Here is a 19,459-nt window from a genome sequence, read left to right as displayed (position 1 = left end):
TAATGTAGTGACAAACAAACACAAAAAAATCGCAATAAACAACCATTCGTCGGTAGAGAGAATATTGGATAATAATTTGAACAGGAACACGGTTTGGACTGCAAATCAGGTAGTTTTATAATATAAGCTGTGATAACTAACTGAATTTTAAAAGTGAATACTGGTAAAATTCTCGAAAGAAAATTCTAATTCTGTGCTTCAGACTTTAAGCTGGGGCAGCGAATACAAGGGGTAGCAGAAAATTTATCGGAGTGACTGATATCTTTAATAAGAATCCCTGTTCGTTAATTTATTGTTGTTCATTTGTTGTTCTTGACTACTTTGTATAGGTGTATATGGATAAGTATAAACTCTATGAGAATTTATCAGATAGCTTGATGGCATTATTATCAGGTGAGTATAACCTGATCGCGTCTCTCGCAAATACAAGTTCATTGTTATATGAACATTTGGATAATGTTAATTGGGTTGGCTTTTACTTGGTAGATGGTGATACCCTAGTTTTAGGGCCATTTCAGGGCAAAATTGCCTGTGTTCGTATTCCTATAGGGAAAGGGGTATGCGGAACCGCTGTAGAAAAGAATAGTATTCAGCGTATTTCTGATGTACATGCTTTTCCTGGTCATATAGCCTGTGATGCCAATAGTAATGCTGAAATTGTCCTTCCTTTGGAAATTAATGGGCAAGTTATTGGCGTTCTTGATATCGACAGCACGGTTTTTGACCGGTTCGATGAATACGATGAACATGGCTTGAAAGCCCTTGTTAGCAGGCTTTGTGAGCATTTGGGGCAATGTGTTGTGCCAAAATATCTGCAACAGAATGTAACTTAACTTATGTATGACGTGGCATTTATCGGCAACACCATTATAATGTCGCCTGTTCATGCCTGCGCTGGTTGGCAAAACCGTTGTAATCAGGAAATTTCATGGAAAATCAACCTAAGTTGAACAGTAGTAAAGAAGTCATTGCTTTTTTGGCTGATCGTTTCCCGTTATGTTTCGCCGCAGAAGGTGAAGCACGTCCTTTGAAAATCGGGATCTTTCAGGATATCGTTGAACGTATTCAGGGCGAAGAGTGTTTAAGTAAAACACAACTCCGTTCTGCTCTGCGCTTGTATACTTCCAGTTGGCGTTACCTTTATGGTGTAAAAGAAGGTGCTCAACGTGTTGACCTTGACGGTAATGCATGTGGTGAGCTGGAAGCTGAGCATATTGAACATGCGCGCCAGCAGTTAGCGGAAGCTAAAGCTCGTGTACAGGCTCAACGAGCTGAGCAACGTGCCAAAAAACGTGAAACAGAAAACGTATCTGACAAGAAAAGCGAACGTCCTGTGAATAAAAAGGCTGCGCCTCGTCGCCGTCCGGAAGCAGGTAAAAAGGATGATAAACGTCCAACTCGTCCGCAAGAGCGTCCGCAGCAATCGCGTAAACCAGCAGATAAAACTAGCAAAAAAATTGCACAACCTGAGTTAACCTCAGTTACAGATGTATCCTCTTTGAAAGTCGGGCAGACAATCAAAGTAAATGTAGGAAAAAGCCTAATGGATGCTTCTGTGCTGGAAATTGCGAAAGATGGTGTAAGAGTGCAGTTACCTACTGGTCTGGCAATGATTGTACGCGCAGAACACTTAAAGTTCTGATACGGAGGCCAACTTGGGCATGAACAAACTCATTACTTTGGCTTTCGTTTTAGGGCTATCATTTTTTGGTACAGGGTATGCAGATACTGTCAATGATGGCGCTGCTCGTAGTAATGCTTCTGTACCTGTTGCCGGAACAGCAATTGGGAATAATCAGCTTACTGTTACTATAAATCAGTTACCCGATCTAAAACCGGAACCACAACATGCGACAGTAAGTAAACGGGTTGTTTCCCGTTTTCTCAGTTCTCACTACCGACATTTCAATCTTGATGCCGATTTCTCAGGCAAGATCTTTGATCGTTACTTAAATATGCTCGATTATGGGCATAATATTTTTTTGGCATCAGATATCGCGCAGTTTGCCACACAAAAAGGGCTTTTGGGTAAAGAGCTTGAAAATGGTGATTTACACCTTCCATATACATTATTTAACTTACAGCAAAAACGTCGTTTTGAGCGCTATCAATATGCTCTTTCCAGGTTAGAGCAGCCTATCCGCTTAGATGGAAATGATAAGCTAGAGACTGAACGTGATAAAGCACCGTGGCCTACGAGTGTTGAAGAATTAAATAATCTTTGGGATGCAAAGATTAAGTCAGATTGGATAAATCTTAAACTCTCAGGGAAAAATGACAAAGAGATCAAGGAAACGCTGACAAAACGCTATAGGACGTTACTGAAACATTTGACTCAGAGTAAAAGTGAAGATGTTTTTCAAATCATAATGATGGCTTTTGCTCGTGAAATAGATCCTCATACTAGCTACCTTTCACCTCGTAATACAGAGCAGTTTAATTCAGAGATGAGCCTTTCACTTGAAGGGATCGGTGCTGTTTTACAATATGATGATGAATATGTAACCGTTCGCTCACTTGTAGCGGGAGGGCCGGCAGCCAAAAGTAATTTGCTCAAAGTCGGGGATAAAATTATTGGGGTAGGGCAGGCAGGTAAACCTATTGTAGATGTTGTTGGTTGGCGCTTGGAAGATGTTGTTGCTCTGATCAAGGGGCCAAAAGGCAGTAAAGTCCGCCTTGAAATTATTCCAAGTGCAAAAGGGGCAAAAAATCATATTATTACGTTAACTCGTGAAAATATTCGCCTTGAAGACAACGCAGTTAAAATGTCCGTTAAAACTGTTGGTAAAGAAAAAGTGGGGGTTCTTGATATTCCCAGTTTTTATGTTGGTTTGACTAATGATGTAAAAGTACAACTGCAAAAACTAACTAAGCAAAATGTTTCTGCCATTGTTATTGATTTGCGTGGTAATGGTGGTGGCGCGCTGACAGAAGCTGTTTCACTTTCTGGTTTATTCATCACAACTGGTCCGGTTGTACAAATCCGAGATAATACAGGGCGGATTAAAGAAGATTCAGATAATGATGAAGCGATATATTATAAAGGCCCTTTGGTTGTTTTAGTTGATAATTTAAGTGCATCTGCATCTGAAATTTTTGCAGCTGCTATGCAAGATTACGGTCGTGGGTTAATTGTTGGTGAGCCGACTTTTGGCAAAGGGACAGTTCAACAATATCGTTCCCTGAATCGCATTTATGATCAAATGCTCAGCCCTGACTGGCCGGCAATTGGTTCAGTGCAATATACTATTCAGAAGTTTTATCGGATAAATGGTGGTAGTACTCAGCTTAAAGGTGTGACACCTGATATTCTTATGCCAACAGGGGCAGAGCCTACTGATATAGGTGAAAGTAAGGAAGATAATGCTTTGCCTTGGGATAGTATCCAGCCAGCAGTTTATTCTTCTTCAAAGAATATTTCAGAGTTAGTACCATCATTAACTAAACTGCATCGCCAGCGTATCGCTAATGATCCTGAATTTAAATATATTGACCAGGATATCGCCTATTACAAGGTACTAAAAGCTCGCCATGGTGTTTATTCATTAAACTATGCAGAGCGAGAGAAAGAAAATAAAGAGTATGAGGCGATTAAACTAAATCGTATCAATGAGCGCTTCAAACGAGAAGGCAAAAAACCACTAGTGTCACTTGATGACTTAGCAAAAGATTATAAAGGGCCAGACCCTTACTTAGACGAGTCCGTACAAATTGCTCTGGATCTGGCTCACCAGCCAGTTGAAATAACTCAGAATAAATAGTAGTGGTTTTAAATATCACAATACAAAAAAGCCGACTTTATAGTCGGTTTTTTTACTTTTGTATTATTGGCTGGATCTTATGTAAAATTGTAAAGTTACGTTGATTCTATCGCTTAATATCTTAAAGAAATTGAATAATATGGTCTTAGTCCCCATCTTATGATTTACTTTTAGTTGAACTGTTTGATTATTAAAGGAAGCAAATTTATATGATGAGAATTGCCCTGTTCCTGCTCACCAACCTTGCCGTTATGGTTGTGTTTGGGATAATACTTTCACTTACGGGAGTACAGCGAAGTAGTGTTGCCGGCCTTATGATTATGGCTGGTTTGTTTGGTTTTGGTGGTGCATTTATTTCTTTGTTAATGTCAAAATGGATGGCATTACGTTCTGTTGGTGGGCAGGTTATTGAAAAGCCGTCTAACGAAATGGAATTCTGGCTGATGGAAACTGTTCGCCGTCAGTCCGATCAAGTCGGTATCACTATGCCACAGGTTGCTATCTATGATGCACCGGATATTAACGCATTCGCTACAGGAGCGCGCCGTAATGCGTCTTTAGTGGCTGTTAGTACAGGCTTGCTGAATAATATGAGCCGTGATGAAGCTGAAGCTGTTATTGCTCATGAGGTTAGCCATATCGCTAATGGCGACATGGTAACAATGACGTTGTTACAAGGGATTGTAAACACATTCGTTATCTTTATCTCACGTATCATTGCACAAGCAGCTGCAAGTTTCTTGTCCAGCAGTGACGATGAGAGCGAAAGCAGTAGTAATGGCAACCCTATTGTTTATATGATCCTTTCCATGGTTTTGGAAATTGTATTTGGCATTCTGGCAAGTATTATTACCATGTGGTTCTCTCGTTATCGTGAATTTCACGCAGATGCAGGCTCAGCAAAACTTGTCGGGCGTGAGAAAATGATTGCTGCATTACAGCGTCTCAAAACAAGCTATGAGCCTCAGGAAGAAGGCAGCATGATGGCGTTTTGTATCAATGGCAAATCGAAGAGTTTTAGTGAGTTATTCTTATCTCACCCACCATTGGATAAACGTATTGAAGCGTTGCGTAGTGGCGAATATATTAAGTAATACTGCTTGGCTTGCATCTATTTAAAAGATGAGAATCTAAACAGTTAAATGAAAAAAGCCGGGATTTATCATGAATCCCGGCTTTTTTACCACTATTTAATCCTGATCAAATAACTTTTTATCAGTTTTACCCATTAACTGACTGGTAATTGTACCGGCAGTCATAGCTCCGTTAACATTCAGAGCAGTACGCCCCATGTCAATCAGTGGTTCAACAGAGATTAATAAAGCGACTAAAGTAACAGGCAATCCCATCGCTGGTAGAACAATAAGTGCGGCAAACGTAGCACCACCACCAACACCAGCCACACCGGCAGAGCTGATAGTTACAATCCCCACCAGAGTTGCAATCCATAAAGGGTCAAAAGGATCAATACCAACTGTTGGAGCAATCATAGCCGCTAACATAGCAGGATAAATTCCTGCACAACCATTTTGGCCGATAGTCGCACCGAATGAGGCGGAAAAGCTGGCTATAGACTCAGGAACACCAATGCGACGTGTTTGCGTTTCTACATTTAACGGAATACTTGCAGCACTTGAGCGGCTGGTAAAAGCAAATGTCAGAGCAGGACCTGCCTTTTTCAAGAATTTTAGCGGGTTGATACCTGTTATAGCTAAAAGAATACCGTGTACAACAAACATTAAACCTATAGCAATGTAGGAAGCAACAACAAAGTTACCTAATTGGGCAATATCATGAATATTAGAACTGGCAACTACTTTGGTCATTAATGCCATTACTCCGTATGGGGTAAGGCGCATAACCAGCCTGACTAGTTTCATTGCCCATGCTTGCATAGTATCAATCGCGATAAGAGCTCGTTCACCGCGTTCATGGTCATCTTTCAGCATTTGCAGAGCTGCAATTCCCAAAAATGTTGCAAAAATGACGACGCTGATAATTGAGGTCGGATTTGCTCCAGTAAGATCTGCAAATGGATTTTTGGGAATAAAAGAGAGGATTAGTTGCGGTACACTCAGGTCTGAAACCCGATTAATATAGCTTGTCTCAATTGCTGACAGACGAGCAGTCTCTTGTGTCCCCTGAACTAATCCAGCAGCGGTCAATCCAAACATATTGGCGATAACAACACTGATTAAAGCAGAAATCGCTGTGGTAAACAGTAAAGTACCAATAGTCAGCAAGCTGATCTTACCTAAGGAAGATGCCTTATGCAGACGTGCAACTGCACTTAGTATAGAAGCAAAGACTAATGGCATAATGACCATTTGTAACAATTGCACATAACCATTGCCGACGATGTTGAACCATTTAATTGATTCTTTCACGATCGGGTTATGTGCACCATAGATAACATTTAATGCTAATCCAAAAAAGACACCAACAACTAAGGCAATAAGAACTTTTTTGGATAGACTCCATTGATCTGAACTCGTTTTTGCTAATATAACGAGTAGTGCTGTAAAAACCAGCACATTAATAATGAGTGGTAAATTCATCCCTAGTCTCCAATATTCTGACTAATATTCTTGTATGGTATGTATTCACTTCGAGTTATAGCGAGAAGTTTTACCATTATTTTATTAAAGAATTATGGTATCAATATAAGTATTAGCTTTCTTATAATTTTAGAGAATATAATATAATTATTTGTCACTAAATAGCACTATTAGTTATATGTATTTATGGGATTTGTTCTGCTTTCGTTCAATGTTAGCCAATATGTGAGTGGGGCCGCCTCAGAGAATATGAAGCCATTGGAGTTATCTGATTAATATATAAGTTTATTTATCAACAATGGCAAGCTGTAACTCAGAAGTTAGATACCAGATAGTGAAATTAATAAGCAAAAATAAAGAAATAATATTTATGTTTTTGATTGGTCCTATTATTAAAATAGGACCATTATTTGATTAAAAGTAAACTCAATTATTTGTACAAATTTTGTAATTTATCAAGGTGTAGTTTATCGAATTGCAATTTATCTAAATAATCCATAAATGAAATATTGATATGTTGTGGAATAAGAATAGCAATTACTACAAGTAAAACTGCTATAAAGCGCTCTGCTTTTTTGCGTTCTTTTCCTCTCAAGATAGGAATTCGAAAACGCATTTTCAGTGGCCATAAGAGAGGAATGCCTGCGGGGGTCAGCATATCTGCGATTAGGTGGCTAATATACCCTATGAGCATGGCATGGATAAAATCAGTTGGTATAGGCCACTCAGGGGGTATTTCAGCCTGAAACAGAACAATACCGACTGTCAGAGCCAGTAAGCTATGAGTGAACCCTCTGTGCCCGCAAAGCCGTGCAATAGGAATGGAAATAAAGCGGAATAGTCTACCTAAAGTTGAATGTGGATGATCAATATCTGGTAATAAAGAAGCCAAAAGTACACCGGGAATCATATGGAACCAATCCCCCTGTGCTATTTCTGGAGTGATTTCTAGCTGGTGAGCCAATACAAGGCTGGCAACTGAAAAGAGAAGGTGTCCTTCTGCTGTCATAATTATTTATACTAGATTGTTTGTTGTATTGATTACTGGAGCTGATTGCTGTTTATGCATACAGTGCACTAGTATAGAGGGTTTTGTCCTGGTTGAACAGGGGGTAAACAAGAAAAATCTTTTATTTATTAACATATAACACTAATATTTAACTGGCCCTTGCCCAGAGCATATATCTATACTCAATGGATTTTACATTGCATCGTGGCGGCAAGGGAGCAGCAAATTAGTCAAAAATGAACTTGCCCAGCCAATAAAAAGGAAATTTGAAAGGCGAAGAGTATATGCTTCTGGTGATTAATTCACTTACTTTCGCGTTACGACTTGAAATCTTTTGGATATATGCGCATGAGGAGTATCAATGACGTATTCACAGGCAAGGTATGTAGCCATCACAAAGCGGTTATTGGGTTGGGTTATTTTTATACCCGCTTTTTTGTCAACTCTAGTTTCAGTAGTCAATTTGGTATGGCTGCATGGAGTTAAAGGTGATGGTATTAACGCAGTCTTGAATGATTTCTTAAAAATGATGGCTGACGTGATTAAGTTCAACACACCATTTTTAGATTTTTTCTGGAGACATTCTCCAATACCAGATTATATGGCAGTTATCACAGGAGCGAATGTTAGTTTTTTAGTCATCTATTTCCTGATGTTTGTTGGTTTGGCGATGAGTGCATCTGGTTTGAGGATATACCGTCAATTCAAATTTATTAGGGAACAGATTGAAGATCATGTGATCCTGGAGAAAGCAAAAGAAAGTGATGTCACTAAAGAACAGCTGGAAGCTAAGGTGGAATTCCCACGCCACTCATTATTCAGTCAAATATTCACTCTCTATATATCACCTATTATTATTGGTGCAATTGCTTATTTTTTATCAAAATTATTAGGTTGGTGATGCAATATCATAGCTGCGGGATACTGAGTTCCGCAGCTACATTGTATCTGTTGTTTTTCAGATTGCTTCTTTGTTGGCAATGTTTGCTCCTCCCTGTCAGTATTTTCATAAACACTACTCCAGTGGGTTTGCTTTCTTGCCACTACTTTGCAGTTTGAAATTTATTAATTACATATATATCTGTTCATAAATTTCACAAAGAGAAATTAATATAATTAATCTTTTGTTATAGTTTAACTTTCTTATCTCCTTTGATTTTTATTAATAAAATAATAAACAAGCAAATTTCGATTGGTCTAGTTAACTCTTCGATTAGATTTTAAATCTGATTATTTAGCTATTCTGAATCAGATCGGATTTTTATTCGGATAATATATTATCGATGATACTTTGTGCAGTGATAAAATTATCACCGCCAAAAAGGTTACAGCGATTCAATAAATAATAGAGTTGATAGAGAGGCTGCCGTTCGATGAAATCTGTCGGTAGTGGCCAAACGCTTTGATAGCCATCAAGAACCTGTAGAGGGAGTTCAGGGTAAAAAGGGAGCATAGCGAGATCACACTCACGATCACCCCAATAACATGCAGGATCAAATGCAACGACACAATTGTGATTTAAAGATGCGCAATTCGTTGGCCATAGATCACCATGCAATAAAGATGGTTCAGGTTGATGAGAGTGCAGTTTATTACTGATTTTTTCAACAATTGCATCGATGTTTCCGAATACCATGCCATTATCTGATGCAAGTTGTAATTGCCAGCCAATACGCTTTTCTGCATAAAATTGGTTCCAGCGTTTTTGCCATCCATTAGGCTGGATTGTCGTTCCAAGCATGTTGTCAAAATCAAAACCAAATTTGGGTTGTTCATTCCATTGGTGAAGCCGGGCAAGTTGCTGGCCAAAGCAGTACGCGTTGTGGGCATCAAATGGCTTGATAGGAAGATATTCGAGTAAAAGGAAGCTATGATTACGGTCATGCCCAACGCCATAGACCTCAGGTACTTTGGTTGTGTTGCTACGGGCTAATAATTCCAGTTGTTCTGCCTCTGTTTTAAAGATAGGCAACATTTCTTTCGTATTGGATTTAACAAAGATATGCTGATCGCCGTACTCAACAGACCAAGAACGGTGAATATCTCCTCCTGATAATTCCGTTTTGTTGCGGATTTCTGCCTCTTCAAAATGTTCACTTAATAGACGGCTAACAGTTTGCCACATGACTCACCTCATTAAGTTGACAATTACTATGCTCATATTACATACAGATGCAGTGGTTGAACAGTTTAAAACAGAATTTAAATCCTGATTAGCGGGCCATATTTAAATTAGATATAGGCCCCCTAATTTGATTTTACTGAAGACTCACACTGATGGGGATAATATATCCTTGGACTGTTTTCTATGCATTTTCTTTCTGGCTAATTTTATTTGGTCATAAATAACGGCAAATGCGAAGAAAATAGCCTGAATGATAACAATGCATGCGCCGGTTTCACCATCAATGTGGAAGCTGACTATTGTACCAAAAACACTGGATGTGACTGATGCTATTATGGCAACAATCATCATACGTTCAAAATTCCGACATAAGATAAAAGCAATAATCCCGGGAGATATTAACATTGCAATAACCAGAATAATCCCAACAGCTTGTAATGAGGCAACAATGGTTAGAGCCAAAAGAGATAATAAGCCATAGTGCAGCAGTTTTACTGGTAAACCGACAACTTTTGCCTGATTAGGATCAAAGCAATAGAGCATGAAATCCTTACGTTTCAGAAGAACAATGGCCAGAGTGAACCCTGCAATGCACATTATTTGGATCAGCTCATTTTGGGTAATACCGAGGATACTGCCGAATAGAATATGGGTCAAATGTTGTTCTGTATCTATGCGGGTAAAAAGTACCAGACCAAATGCAAACATGCCAGAAAACACAACACCCATGACGGTATCTTCCTTAACCCGGCTATGCTCTTTCAGATATCCAGTGGCAAATGCGCAAAATATTCCAGAAAGGAAAGCACCTATTGCAAGTGGTATTCCTGCAACAAATGCCAGAACAATGCCCGGTAATACTGCGTGGGAAATGGCATCTCCCATCAATGACCAACCTTTCAGCACTAAATAGCACGATAGTACGGCGCAGACAGTCCCTACGACAATCGCAGCCACAATGGCACGTTGCATAAAATCATGCATAAAAGGTTCCGTGATGAACTCAATCAAGGTATTCATGAGTGCTCTCCCTGAGTAAGTGCCTGAGATTCTTTTCTGGCGCGTTGGCGAGAGGCCAGCATACCGTGCTTAGGTGCAAAGAAGAAAGCCAGCAGGAAAATCAGCGTCTGTAATGTAACGATGACTCCTCCGGTTGCACCATTAAGGAAATAACTAATATAAGCACCTATACAACTGGTTAAAGCACCTATGGCAACTGAAATGATAAGCAAGTTCTTAAAACGGTCTGTCAACAGATACGCAGTTGCTCCAGGAGTCACGACCATAGCAATAACCAAAATAGCGCCAACTGTCTGTAAGGCTGCAACAGTGCAGGCGCTTAATAAAGTGAAGAAAATAATTTTCAGGCGTAATGGGGATAACCCGATAGATCGGGCATGATTTTCATCGAAGAACACAACTAGCAGATCTTTCCAGAGCAACATCAGAACAATAAAAGATACAGCAATAATGATTTCTACCTGCAATACATCTTCATCAGCGATCCCCAGAATATTGCCGAGGATGATGGTTTGTACATTAACGGATGTTGGATTTAAAGAAACGATCAATAATCCGGCAGCGAAAAAAGTGGAAAATATAAACCCAATAACGGCATCTTCACGTAATCGAGTGATGTGGCGTACGAGAGTCATCGACAATGCTGCAAGCATACCGGTAAAAAAAGCACCGCCGGCATAAGGCAAACCGAGAGCATAGGCACCGGCAACTCCGGGCACCACAGAGTGGGAGAGGGCATCCCCCATTAGTGACCAGCCTTTTAGCATTAAATAGGCTGACAAAAATGCACAGACAGCGCCGACAATGGCACTTACCCACATGGCTTTCACCATATAGTTATAATTAAATGGCTGTAGTAATAGTTCCATCATAACTGTTCGTCCTTCTGTTTTTGACTTTGTCGTGGAGGAACATGATTGTCATGACCGTAAAATACGGCAGCGCGTTCATCATCTGTAATGACGGTCAGGGAACGGGGATCGTCATCGTCATGGAGTTCAGGGCCAGAGAGATTGATATGACGTAAAACACCGCCAAATGTGGTTTCCAGATTCTTCTGCGTGAATGTGGTTTCAGTTGGTCCACTGGCCAGAACGGTGCGATTAATCAAAATAACATGGTCACAAAATTCGGGAACACTGCCGAGGTTATGTGTGGAGACTAAAATTAAGTGTCCTTCATCACGCAGGTCACGAAGCAAATCAATAATGGCATTCTCAGTTTTAACATCTACCCCGGTAAAAGGTTCATCTAAAAGTAGAACTTTTCCTTCCTGAGCCAGTGCGCGTGCCAGAAATGCCCGTTTTTTCTGTCCACCAGAAAGTTCACCGATTTGTCTGTCACGCAGTTCAATCAGCCCGACCCGCTCGAGTGAACGGTTTACAATTTGATGGTCGAGCTTACTGGGCCTGCGAAGGAAGCCCATTTTTCCATAGCGCCCCATCATCACAACATCAGAAACCAGAACCGGAAAGTTCCAGTCTACATCTTCAGTTTGTGGAACGTATGCAATGATATTCTTTTTCAGTGCTGTTTTTATGGATTGCTCATTAAGGGTAACTTTTCCTTGAGATGGAGTAACTAACCCCATAATGGTTTTGAACAATGTCGATTTCCCACTGCCATTCATTCCGACTAATGCACATATGGTACCGCCTGTGATATCAAAGCTCGCATCATAAATTGCAGTATGGCCGTTGTTGTAAGTGACAGTCGCGTTATCGACTAATAAATGTGGTTTTTCAAATAATGACGATGCGTTTTTCATTGATTAAATCCTTTTGCGATAGTATCGACTGTCATATTCAACAGATCGATATAGGTAGGAACAGGACCTTTTGCTGTAGAGAGGGAATCAACATAAAGTACGCCGCCATATCGTGCCCCGGTCTCTTTGCTGACTTGTTTTGCTGGTTTATCTGAAACAGTACTTTCACTGAAAACAACTGGGATTTTATGTTCTATCATCGTATCGATGACACGGCGGACCTGTTGTGGTGTACCTTGTGCTTCGGCATTAATCGGCCATAAATAGACTTCTTTGAATCCATAATCTTGTGTGAGATAGCTAAATGCGCCTTCACTGGTTACCAGCCAGCGTTCATTTTCAGGAATACGAGAAAGTCGCTCTCTTAATGGCGCATCCAGTTTGGCTATCTTGTCAGCATAAATTTTGGCGTTACGGTTATAAGTATCTGCATTTTGTGGATCGTTTTTGACTAAAGCCTTACGGATATTTTCGATATAAATAAGAGCGTTATTAGGAGACATCCAAGCGTGGGGATTAGGGTTCTGATTATAAGGCCCTTCGCGGATCGGGAGTGGTGTAATACCTTCGGTGATTACAGCGACAGGAATATCCTGCATATTTTCAAAGAAACGTTCAAACCAGCGCTCCAAATTTAACCCGTTCCAGAGGATGAGATCAGCTCGCTTTGCCTTAATGATATCTTTTGGGGTGGGTTGGTAATCGTGAATTTCTGCGCCGGGTTTTGTAATGGATTCAACAATAGCAGCATCCCCTGCAACATTTTGAGCCATATCCTGAATAATGGTAAATGTGGTTACAACCCTGAATTTTTTATCTGCATGAGCTTGCAGGCTGAATAAGGTCATAGTGAAGAGGGTAATAGTCATACTGAGTATCGGGAAAACAGAAAAAGAACGTTTTTTGTTCATTATTGTAAACCTTATTTGTTATACATGTGATTGTTGATAATGATTATCAATATCATCTTTGTAAAGTCAAGGTGATACAGTGATATGATTGATAATTTTGCAGGTTATCCTGAATTTTTCTGGTTTTTAAAATCACTATGCGAACAAAAAAACAACATGTTGTCTAGTGTTTTGAAGTTTATTGAATATAACCGTCTCAATTTATTTTGATGTGATATATAAAAATATTTTCATTTTATTCATAAAATTATATATGCTTTATAAGGTTAATTTTAGTTTAGGAGAACTTTTCGTGAGATTAAAGTTTATTCATGTTCATATTTTTCTGATGATGTTGCTAACAGGATGTACAAATCAGGAATCTCAACAAGTAAAAAATGACCATAAATCAATATCGAAAAGAATATTCGGCAGCGATGGCACTATGGGATCACAGAATAAATTGGATAATCGGAGAAGAGCAACACCCTTTGATAATTTTATTGCACAGGCTGCAAAACGTTATGGGGTGGATGAAACTTTGATCAGGGCAATTATTCAGGTTGAATCCGGTTTTCGCCCAGAAGTTATTAGTAAATCTAATGCAGTTGGATTGATGCAGATTAAAGCCTCTACAGCAGGTAAGGATGCCTATCGATTGAAAGGTAAGTCAGGGCAGCCTACTATGCGTGAATTGAAAGACCCTGAAACGAATATTGATCTTGGTACTGCCTATATCAGTATTTTGAAAAAACAGCATCTAAGCGGAATTATTAACCCTGAAACTTTATATTATGCAACAATAGTTGCCTATGTTAATGGCGCTGGAGCATTATTGCGGACATTTGATTCAGATCGTAAGTTGGCAATTAATAAAATTAACCGAATGACACCGAATGAATTTTATCAATATGTTCAGAATAATCATCCTGCACCACAGGCTCCTCGTTATTTATGGAAAGTAAAAAATGCCTATCTTAATTTAGAGTGATTTTTGGTACACTGAATTGAATATGTGATTTATTATTTTTTCTCTGGTAGTTATCAAGAGGAAATAATAGTTTTCCTTTACATATACACTTCGTCTTTCCAGTTGCTCTTTGTTGGCTACGTTGATTCATCACAATATAGTTATCTATACTCCTTTATAGTCACAATGCATCTTGAAATCCATTGTATATAGAACTAATGTAACTAACGGATTTATAAATAATTTCGTGGGTTATATATTCAGAAAATTCTTTTTTTAGATATGAACATTTAGTTACCTAAATATATTTTTCAGGACAATGTAATTATCCTACTACTAAAAATTTTTTAATAATAAAGGAAGTGTAATGTCATTAAAACGAGAAAACAGAAGACCTGAATTTATTCAGCATTGGACACAAAACGAAGAAGAAGAGAGAGCAGGATATCCCGATAGCAATGAAATTTTCACTATAGGCTCTGCTCTTGGTAAATCTCTGGGACTAAAGAAACTGGGTATCCACCACGAGCGCCTTTTACCCAGTCGTAGAACATCTTACCCCCACGCAGAAAAGAATGAAGAAGAATTCGTGTATGTGCTTGAGGGAACACCTGATGTGTGGATTAACGGAGAACTGTATCGATTAGAGCCGGGAGATGCCGTTGGTTTTCCCGCTGGCACAGGGATTTGTCACACAGTAATAAATAATACGGATTCCGAAGTCAGGTTATTGGTTGTCGGAGAAAAAAGTAAACCTGAAAACAAAATCTGGTATCCACTGAATCAAGAATATCAAAAAACCAGAAGTGATGGATGGAATTCACCGCCTGAACAAATTTTTGGCAACCATAATGGTCAACCAGATAAAAATAGCTAAATTAACGCAGGTTATCATCTTTAACCACTTTCATTTGGTGGTTTTTACATAAGGACAGAATTACCTCGTCAGCATCAGTATTAGCCATACAAGTGGTATGAAACAGGAAAATTTGAATATGGCATTCATACTATAGCTATCTATGTAAACAATGACGGTGAATGTATGTTTGATGACTTGCTGAACTGGGTAATAAAAAATTACTCTGCTATAGCATCAATATTGTCTGCTTTGACAGCATTTCTCGGAGGTATCTGGGTAATGCTTAAAAATGTCTATAGCAGTCTGAATTTTTTTAGGAATAGGAGACTCACAAACAATATTGATTATCTTGAGAAATATGATGAATACTTGAGTCAGGAAGATAAAACCTATATTAAAGATATTATTACCTCTGAGATTATGTTTAGAGTGACTAAGATTAAATCAAAGGATCTTAGGCACTTAGTTATACAATTAACCAGCCTAGGCATTGAAGCAGGATATATATTCGATATTAAAAGATTAAAAAGATATGTCATGGTAAATTCAGATTTTGCAAAAATAAAAATTGATGCTTCTTATGTTTTCAATTATTGGATTGAAAAATTAATGTCTGTTGTTATTTTTGTTTTGATGCTTTTTATTGCATTTAAAATATTATATGTGGATGGTCAGGATATCAGTAGCCTGAATACGGTAGTCATGATATTTCTGATGATTATTTTAGAATTGCTGGGGATCTGCTTTTTAACGTTAAGTGTATCACCGGGGAGAATAAAAAAAATAAATGCAGAATTGTCTAAGCATAAGTTGAGTGATTAGCGTTCAAGTCTTTTCAAACCTTGATGTCAGGAAATCTTGGAGACTGAGAAATTACAGGAAAACTGCCGTTTTTTTGGCTAAAAGAATTTATGTTCATTGAATAATAATACCTATGTTGTTCTTTTTATTTGTTGCTGAATGATATGGGTGATAACATCCTCCGTCGAGTTAAAGCGGTGTACATGAGTCGTTTGTCATTTTGTGTACTTAACTGTGTACATAACTTGCATGGTGCAGCAAGTGCCCGCAATTAACGTATTGAATTCTTGAGGTAAATATTTCATACAAGTGATCTTTCGTGTGGGTCACCACTGTAGATAAGGATTTTAAATGCCTGTAATTACTCTTCCTGACGGTAGTCAACGTCAATTTGAGCACGCCGTTTCTGTCATGGATGTTGCTCGCGATATTGGTGCTGGTTTGGCAAAAGCGTGTATCGCTGGTCGTGTTAATGGCGAATTGGTAGATGCGTGTGAATTAATTGAAACAGATTCCACACTGGCCATTATTACCAGTAAAAATGAAGAAGGTCTGGAAATTATCCGCCATTCATGTGCGCATTTGCTGGGTCATGCAATCAAACAACTGTGGCCTGACACCAAAATGGCAATTGGTCCGGTGATTGATAATGGCTTCTATTACGATATCGATTTGGATCGCTCTTTGACGCAGGAAGATATCGAGCTGCTTGAAAAACGCATGATGGAGCTTGCCAAGAAAGATTATGATGTTATCAAGAAAAAGGTAACCTGGCAGGAAGCTCGTGATGCTTTTGCAGCTCGTGGTGAAGAGTATAAGATTCAGATTCTGGATGAGAATATCAGCCGTGATGATCAACCTGGTTTGTATCACCACGAAGAATACGTAGATATGTGCCGTGGCCCACATGTACCTAATATGCGTTTCTGCCATTATTTCAAATTGCAGAAAGTTGCCGGCGCATACTGGCGTGGCAACAGTGACAACAAAATGTTGCAGCGTATTTATGGTACTGCATGGGCAGATAAAAAGCAGCTGAGTGCTTATTTATTGCGTCTGGAAGAAGCGGCAAAGCGTGACCATCGTAAAATTGGTAAGCAGCTTGATCTATATCATATGCAGGAAGAAGCGCCGGGTATGGCTTTCTGGCACAATGATGGCTGGACAATTTTCCGTGAGCTGGAAACGTTTGTCCGTGTCAAGTTAAAAGAGTACCAATATCAGGAAGTAAAAGGCCCATTTATGATGGACCGCATCCTGTGGGAAAAAACGGGGCACTGGGAAAACTATAAAGAAAATATGTTCACTACCTCATCGGAAAACCGTGAATATTGCGTAAAACCGATGAATTGCCCGGGGCACGTCCAGATCTTTAATCAGGGGCTAAAATCCTATCGTGATTTACCGCTGCGTATGGCTGAATTTGGTAGCTGTCATCGTAATGAGCCTTCAGGCGCTCTGCATGGCTTGATGCGGGTTCGTGGCTTTACTCAGGATGATGCGCATATTTTCTGTACTGAAGATCAAATTCTTCAGGAAGTCAGCAGCTGCATCAAAATGATTTATGATGTATATGGTACATTTGGTTTTGAGAAGATTGTTGTTAAACTATCGACTCGCCCGGAAAAAAGAATTGGTACTGATAAACAGTGGGATGCAGCAGAAGCAGATCTCGCTGAGGCCTTGAAAACAAATGGTATTGAATTTGAGTACCAACCGGGTGAAGGTGCATTTTATGGACCTAAAATTGAATTTACTTTGTATGATTGTTTGGATCGAGCGTGGCAATGTGGTACTGTGCAGCTCGATTTTTCATTGCCGGCGCGTTTGAGTGCGTCGTATGTCGGTGAAAATAACGAACGTAAGGTTCCTGTAATGATCCACCGAGCTGTTCTGGGTTCCCTTGAACGCTTTATTGGTATCCTGACAGAAGAATATGCCGGGTTTTTCCCGACATGGCTGGCACCTCAACAGGTGGTTGTCATGAATATTACCGATGGTCAGTCAGATTATGTACAGGAATTGGTTAAAAAACTTCAAGATGTAGGCATTCGTGCAAAAGCAGACTTGAGAAACGAGAAGATTGGCTTTAAAATTCGCGAACACACTCTGCGTCGTGTACCTTACATGCTTGTCTGTGGTGATAAAGAGGTCGAGTCAGGAAAAGTTTCCGTTCGTACCCGCCGCGGTAAAGATTTAGGTAGCATCGATGTCAGCGAGTTCTCAGAGAAGTTGCTGGCAGAAATACGCAGTCGCAATCTTCGTCAATTGGAGGAATAAGGTATTAAAGGCGGAAAAAGAATTCAACCGGCGCGCCCAAATCGCATTAATGAAGAGATTCGCGCCTCTGAAGTTCGTTTAACTGGGTTAGATGGCGAGCAGATTGGTATTGTCAATCTGAGAGAAGCTCTTGAAAAAGCTGAGGAAGCTGGTGTTGATTTGGTGGAAATCAGCCCAAATGCCGAACCGCCGGTTTGTCGTATCATGGATTACGGCAAGTTCCTCTATGAGAAGAGTAAGTCAATCAAAGAACAGAAAAAGAAACAAAAGGTTATTCAGGTCAAGGAAATTAAATTCCGTCCTGGTACAGATGAAGGCGACTATCAGGTCAAACTACGCAACCTGATTCGTTTTCTGGAAGATGGCGATAAAGCCAAAATCACCCTGCGTTTCCGTGGACGTGAAATGGCGCATCAACAGATTGGCATCGAAATGCTTAACCGCATTCGTGAAGATTTGAGTGAACTGGCAGTGGTCGAGTCCTTCCCATCGAAGATCGAAGGCCGCCAGATGATCATGGTGCTCGCTCCTAAGAAGAAATAGTCAGGCATACAAGTAGCAGGCTCCAACCAGTTTGGAAGGGGTCTGTTCGCCTTACTAGTTCGTTGTAATTAACAATGCGAAGTGGATATTAAAATGCCAAAGATTAAAACAGTACGCGGCGCAGCTAAACGCTTCAAGAAAACTGCCAGTGGTGGTTTCAAGCGTAAGCACGCTAACCTTCGTCACATTCTGACTAAAAAATCAACTAAGCGTAAACGTCATTTACGTCCAAAAGGCATGGTCTCCAAAGGTGATCTGGGCCTGGTTGTTGCTTGTCTGCCATACGCATAAGCAAGCATTTTTTTAGATTAGAACTCAGAGACGATAGGAGAAGTATATGGCTCGCGTAAAACGTGGTGTTATTGCCCGTGCACGTCACAAGAAAATTTTGAAACAAGCGAAAGGTTACTACGGTGCCCGTTCGCGCGTTTATCGTGTTGCTTTCCAGGCAGTTATCAAAGCTGGTCAGTACGCTTACCGTGACCGCCGTCAGCGTAAACGTCAGTTCCGTCAATTGTGGATTGCTCGTATCAACGCTGCTGCACGTCAGAACGGCATGTCTTATAGCCGTTTCATCAACGGCCTGAAAAAGGCTTCGATTGAAATCGACCGTAAGATTCTGGCTGATATCGCTGTATTCGACAAAGTAGCATTTGCTGCTCTGGTTGAAAAAGCGAAGGGCGCTCTGGCATAAGTCAGGTTAAAAGAGGGAGCCTTTGCTCCCTCTTTTACTTTTTTTCAAAATATGCTTACTATTAGCTAGATTTGCCCGCTCATAAATAGTTAGGTTGAAAAGAGTACAGGAGAGAGAATAAAAATGATGAAGTTAGCCTTTTTTCGTTTCTTTTTTTACTTTAGCGCCTGAAATAAGGGGG

At 39.8% G+C, this 19,459-nt stretch carries 20 protein-coding genes and 1 other annotated feature (1 of these 21 cut by a window edge); of the genes, 13 read left to right on the top strand and 7 right to left on the bottom strand.

The window, feature by feature from the left end:
• Positions 1–335: 335 nt before the first annotated feature.
• The 4 genes from AACS92_RS00710 (at position 336) to htpX (ending at position 4,855) form a co-directional block, all read left to right on the top strand.
• Positions 336–833 (top strand): GAF domain-containing protein, encoded by a 498-nt coding sequence (locus AACS92_RS00710; protein WP_099108202.1) that lies wholly within the window; start codon positions 336–338, stop codon positions 831–833.
• A gap of 95 nt (positions 834–928) precedes the next feature.
• Positions 929–1,642: an RNA chaperone ProQ gene (gene proQ / locus AACS92_RS00705; protein ID WP_099108201.1), complete on the top strand. Its 714-nt coding sequence runs from the start codon at positions 929–931 to the stop codon at positions 1,640–1,642.
• A gap of 19 nt (positions 1,643–1,661) precedes the next feature.
• Positions 1,662–3,761 carry a carboxy terminal-processing peptidase gene (prc, locus tag AACS92_RS00700; protein ID WP_099108200.1) on the top strand — a complete coding sequence of 700 codons (2,100 nt, stop codon included), beginning with the start codon at positions 1,662–1,664 and terminating at the stop codon, positions 3,759–3,761.
• Between the two features lie 209 nt (positions 3,762–3,970).
• Positions 3,971–4,855 (top strand): protease HtpX, encoded by an 885-nt coding sequence (gene htpX, locus AACS92_RS00695; protein ID WP_099108199.1) that lies wholly within the window; start codon positions 3,971–3,973, stop codon positions 4,853–4,855.
• Positions 4,856–4,951: 96 nt separating this feature from the next.
• On the opposite strand, the gene AACS92_RS00690 is transcribed toward htpX, so the two are convergent.
• Together AACS92_RS00690 and AACS92_RS00685 are read right to left on the bottom strand one after the other, a co-directional pair.
• Positions 4,952–6,319 carry an L-cystine transporter gene (locus tag AACS92_RS00690; RefSeq protein WP_099108198.1) on the bottom strand — a complete coding sequence of 456 codons (1,368 nt, stop codon included), beginning with the start codon at positions 6,317–6,319 and terminating at the stop codon, positions 4,952–4,954.
• 430 nt (positions 6,320–6,749) lie between these two features.
• Positions 6,750–7,328, bottom strand: coding sequence for a metal-dependent hydrolase (locus AACS92_RS00685; protein ID WP_099108197.1), 579 nt, complete (start codon positions 7,326–7,328; stop codon positions 6,750–6,752).
• Positions 7,329–7,689: 361 nt separating this feature from the next.
• On the opposite strand from AACS92_RS00685, the gene AACS92_RS00680 reads away from it, so the two are divergent.
• A complete protein-coding gene (locus AACS92_RS00680) occupies positions 7,690–8,229 on the top strand; it encodes a YniB family protein (protein WP_099108196.1) in 540 nt (179 codons plus the stop codon).
• Between the two features lie 360 nt (positions 8,230–8,589).
• Here the strand turns inward: AACS92_RS00680 and AACS92_RS00675 are convergent, their stop codons facing one another.
• The 5 genes from AACS92_RS00675 to AACS92_RS00655 all read right to left on the bottom strand — a co-directional run bounded on the left by AACS92_RS00675 (position 8,590) and on the right by AACS92_RS00655 (position 13,152).
• Positions 8,590–9,453: a fructosamine kinase family protein gene (locus tag AACS92_RS00675; RefSeq protein ID WP_099108195.1), complete on the bottom strand. Its 864-nt coding sequence runs from the start codon at positions 9,451–9,453 to the stop codon at positions 8,590–8,592.
• A 144-nt stretch (positions 9,454–9,597) separates the two neighbouring features.
• On the bottom strand, positions 9,598–10,473 hold the full coding sequence (locus AACS92_RS00670) for a metal ABC transporter permease (protein WP_099108194.1): 876 nt from the start codon (positions 10,471–10,473) through the stop codon (positions 9,598–9,600).
• The gene (locus AACS92_RS00665) at positions 10,470–11,345 is read right to left on the bottom strand and encodes a metal ABC transporter permease (RefSeq protein WP_099108193.1); all 876 of its coding nucleotides are present in this window, start codon (positions 11,343–11,345) and stop codon (positions 10,470–10,472) included. The genes AACS92_RS00670 and AACS92_RS00665 overlap by 4 nt, the downstream gene beginning before the upstream one ends.
• A complete protein-coding gene (locus AACS92_RS00660; protein ID WP_099108192.1) occupies positions 11,342–12,241 on the bottom strand; it encodes a manganese/iron ABC transporter ATP-binding protein in 900 nt (299 codons plus the stop codon). The genes AACS92_RS00665 and AACS92_RS00660 overlap by 4 nt, the downstream gene beginning before the upstream one ends.
• A complete protein-coding gene (locus tag AACS92_RS00655) occupies positions 12,238–13,152 on the bottom strand; it encodes a metal ABC transporter substrate-binding protein (RefSeq protein WP_099108191.1) in 915 nt (304 codons plus the stop codon). The genes AACS92_RS00660 and AACS92_RS00655 overlap by 4 nt, the downstream gene beginning before the upstream one ends.
• Before the next feature lie 253 nt (positions 13,153–13,405).
• Between AACS92_RS00655 and AACS92_RS00650 the strand changes: the two genes are divergently transcribed.
• The 8 genes from AACS92_RS00650 to pheM all read left to right on the top strand — a co-directional run bounded on the left by AACS92_RS00650 (position 13,406) and on the right by pheM (position 19,449).
• Positions 13,406–14,122, top strand: coding sequence for a transglycosylase SLT domain-containing protein (locus AACS92_RS00650; RefSeq protein WP_369800361.1), 717 nt, complete (start codon positions 13,406–13,408; stop codon positions 14,120–14,122).
• Between the two features lie 346 nt (positions 14,123–14,468).
• The gene (locus AACS92_RS00645; protein WP_099108190.1) at positions 14,469–14,978 is read left to right on the top strand and encodes a cupin domain-containing protein; all 510 of its coding nucleotides are present in this window, start codon (positions 14,469–14,471) and stop codon (positions 14,976–14,978) included.
• 165 nt (positions 14,979–15,143) lie between these two features.
• On the top strand, positions 15,144–15,782 hold the full coding sequence (locus AACS92_RS00640) for a hypothetical protein (RefSeq protein ID WP_099108189.1): 639 nt from the start codon (positions 15,144–15,146) through the stop codon (positions 15,780–15,782).
• A 330-nt stretch (positions 15,783–16,112) separates the two neighbouring features.
• Entirely contained in the window at positions 16,113–18,041 is a 1,929-nt protein-coding gene (gene thrS / locus AACS92_RS00635) for a threonine--tRNA ligase (protein WP_099108188.1), read from the top strand.
• A 3-nt stretch (positions 18,042–18,044) separates the two neighbouring features.
• Complete coding sequence (gene infC, locus AACS92_RS00630) at positions 18,045–18,584, top strand: translation initiation factor IF-3 (RefSeq protein ID WP_099108187.1); 540 nt, start codon at positions 18,045–18,047, stop codon at positions 18,582–18,584.
• Between the two features lie 93 nt (positions 18,585–18,677).
• On the top strand, positions 18,678–18,875 hold the full coding sequence (gene rpmI, locus AACS92_RS00625; protein WP_006118955.1) for a 50S ribosomal protein L35: 198 nt from the start codon (positions 18,678–18,680) through the stop codon (positions 18,873–18,875).
• Between the two features lie 46 nt (positions 18,876–18,921).
• A complete protein-coding gene (gene rplT, locus AACS92_RS00620; protein WP_010847342.1) occupies positions 18,922–19,278 on the top strand; it encodes a 50S ribosomal protein L20 in 357 nt (118 codons plus the stop codon).
• A 120-nt stretch (positions 19,279–19,398) separates the two neighbouring features.
• Positions 19,399–19,459 (top strand) — a sequence feature (Phe leader region); it runs 64 nt beyond the window's last position.
• Positions 19,402–19,449, top strand: a complete 48-nt coding sequence (gene pheM, locus AACS92_RS21800; RefSeq protein WP_139204069.1) for a pheST operon leader peptide PheM — start codon at positions 19,402–19,404, stop codon at positions 19,447–19,449. It overlaps the preceding feature by 48 nt.

Source organism: Xenorhabdus sp. KJ12.1 (genome assembly GCF_963876495.1).
Classification (GTDB): domain Bacteria; phylum Pseudomonadota; class Gammaproteobacteria; order Enterobacterales; family Enterobacteriaceae; genus Xenorhabdus; species Xenorhabdus stockiae.
The sequence above is the reverse complement of the archived record's forward strand: the minus strand, read 5'-3'. Positions and strand labels throughout refer to the sequence as shown.

Bases quoted from the DNA above. Each gene is read 5' to 3' on its own strand.
- rplT (WP_010847342.1), top strand. From the start codon at position 18,922: ATGGCTCGCGTAAAACGTGGTGTTATTGCCCGTGCACGTCACAAGAAA.
- thrS (WP_099108188.1), top strand. From the start codon at position 16,113: ATGCCTGTAATTACTCTTCCTGACGGTAGTCAACGTCAATTTGAGCAC.
- AACS92_RS00670 (WP_099108194.1), bottom strand. From the start codon at position 10,473: ATGAATACCTTGATTGAGTTCATCACGGAACCTTTTATGCATGATTTT.
- htpX (WP_099108199.1), top strand. From the start codon at position 3,971: ATGATGAGAATTGCCCTGTTCCTGCTCACCAACCTTGCCGTTATGGTT.
- AACS92_RS00655 (WP_099108191.1), bottom strand. From the start codon at position 13,152: ATGAACAAAAAACGTTCTTTTTCTGTTTTCCCGATACTCAGTATGACT.
- AACS92_RS00680 (WP_099108196.1), top strand. From the start codon at position 7,690: ATGACGTATTCACAGGCAAGGTATGTAGCCATCACAAAGCGGTTATTG.
- rpmI (WP_006118955.1), top strand. From the start codon at position 18,678: ATGCCAAAGATTAAAACAGTACGCGGCGCAGCTAAACGCTTCAAGAAA.
- AACS92_RS00690 (WP_099108198.1), bottom strand. From the start codon at position 6,319: ATGAATTTACCACTCATTATTAATGTGCTGGTTTTTACAGCACTACTC.
- prc (WP_099108200.1), top strand. From the start codon at position 1,662: ATGAACAAACTCATTACTTTGGCTTTCGTTTTAGGGCTATCATTTTTT.
- AACS92_RS00650 (WP_369800361.1), top strand. From the start codon at position 13,406: ATGCTTTATAAGGTTAATTTTAGTTTAGGAGAACTTTTCGTGAGATTA.
- AACS92_RS00645 (WP_099108190.1), top strand. From the start codon at position 14,469: ATGTCATTAAAACGAGAAAACAGAAGACCTGAATTTATTCAGCATTGG.
- AACS92_RS00675 (WP_099108195.1), bottom strand. From the start codon at position 9,453: ATGTGGCAAACTGTTAGCCGTCTATTAAGTGAACATTTTGAAGAGGCA.
- proQ (WP_099108201.1), top strand. From the start codon at position 929: ATGGAAAATCAACCTAAGTTGAACAGTAGTAAAGAAGTCATTGCTTTT.
- AACS92_RS00710 (WP_099108202.1), top strand. From the start codon at position 336: ATGGATAAGTATAAACTCTATGAGAATTTATCAGATAGCTTGATGGCA.
- AACS92_RS00640 (WP_099108189.1), top strand. From the start codon at position 15,144: ATGTTTGATGACTTGCTGAACTGGGTAATAAAAAATTACTCTGCTATA.
- AACS92_RS00665 (WP_099108193.1), bottom strand. From the start codon at position 11,345: ATGATGGAACTATTACTACAGCCATTTAATTATAACTATATGGTGAAA.
- AACS92_RS00685 (WP_099108197.1), bottom strand. From the start codon at position 7,328: ATGACAGCAGAAGGACACCTTCTCTTTTCAGTTGCCAGCCTTGTATTG.
- AACS92_RS00660 (WP_099108192.1), bottom strand. From the start codon at position 12,241: ATGAAAAACGCATCGTCATTATTTGAAAAACCACATTTATTAGTCGAT.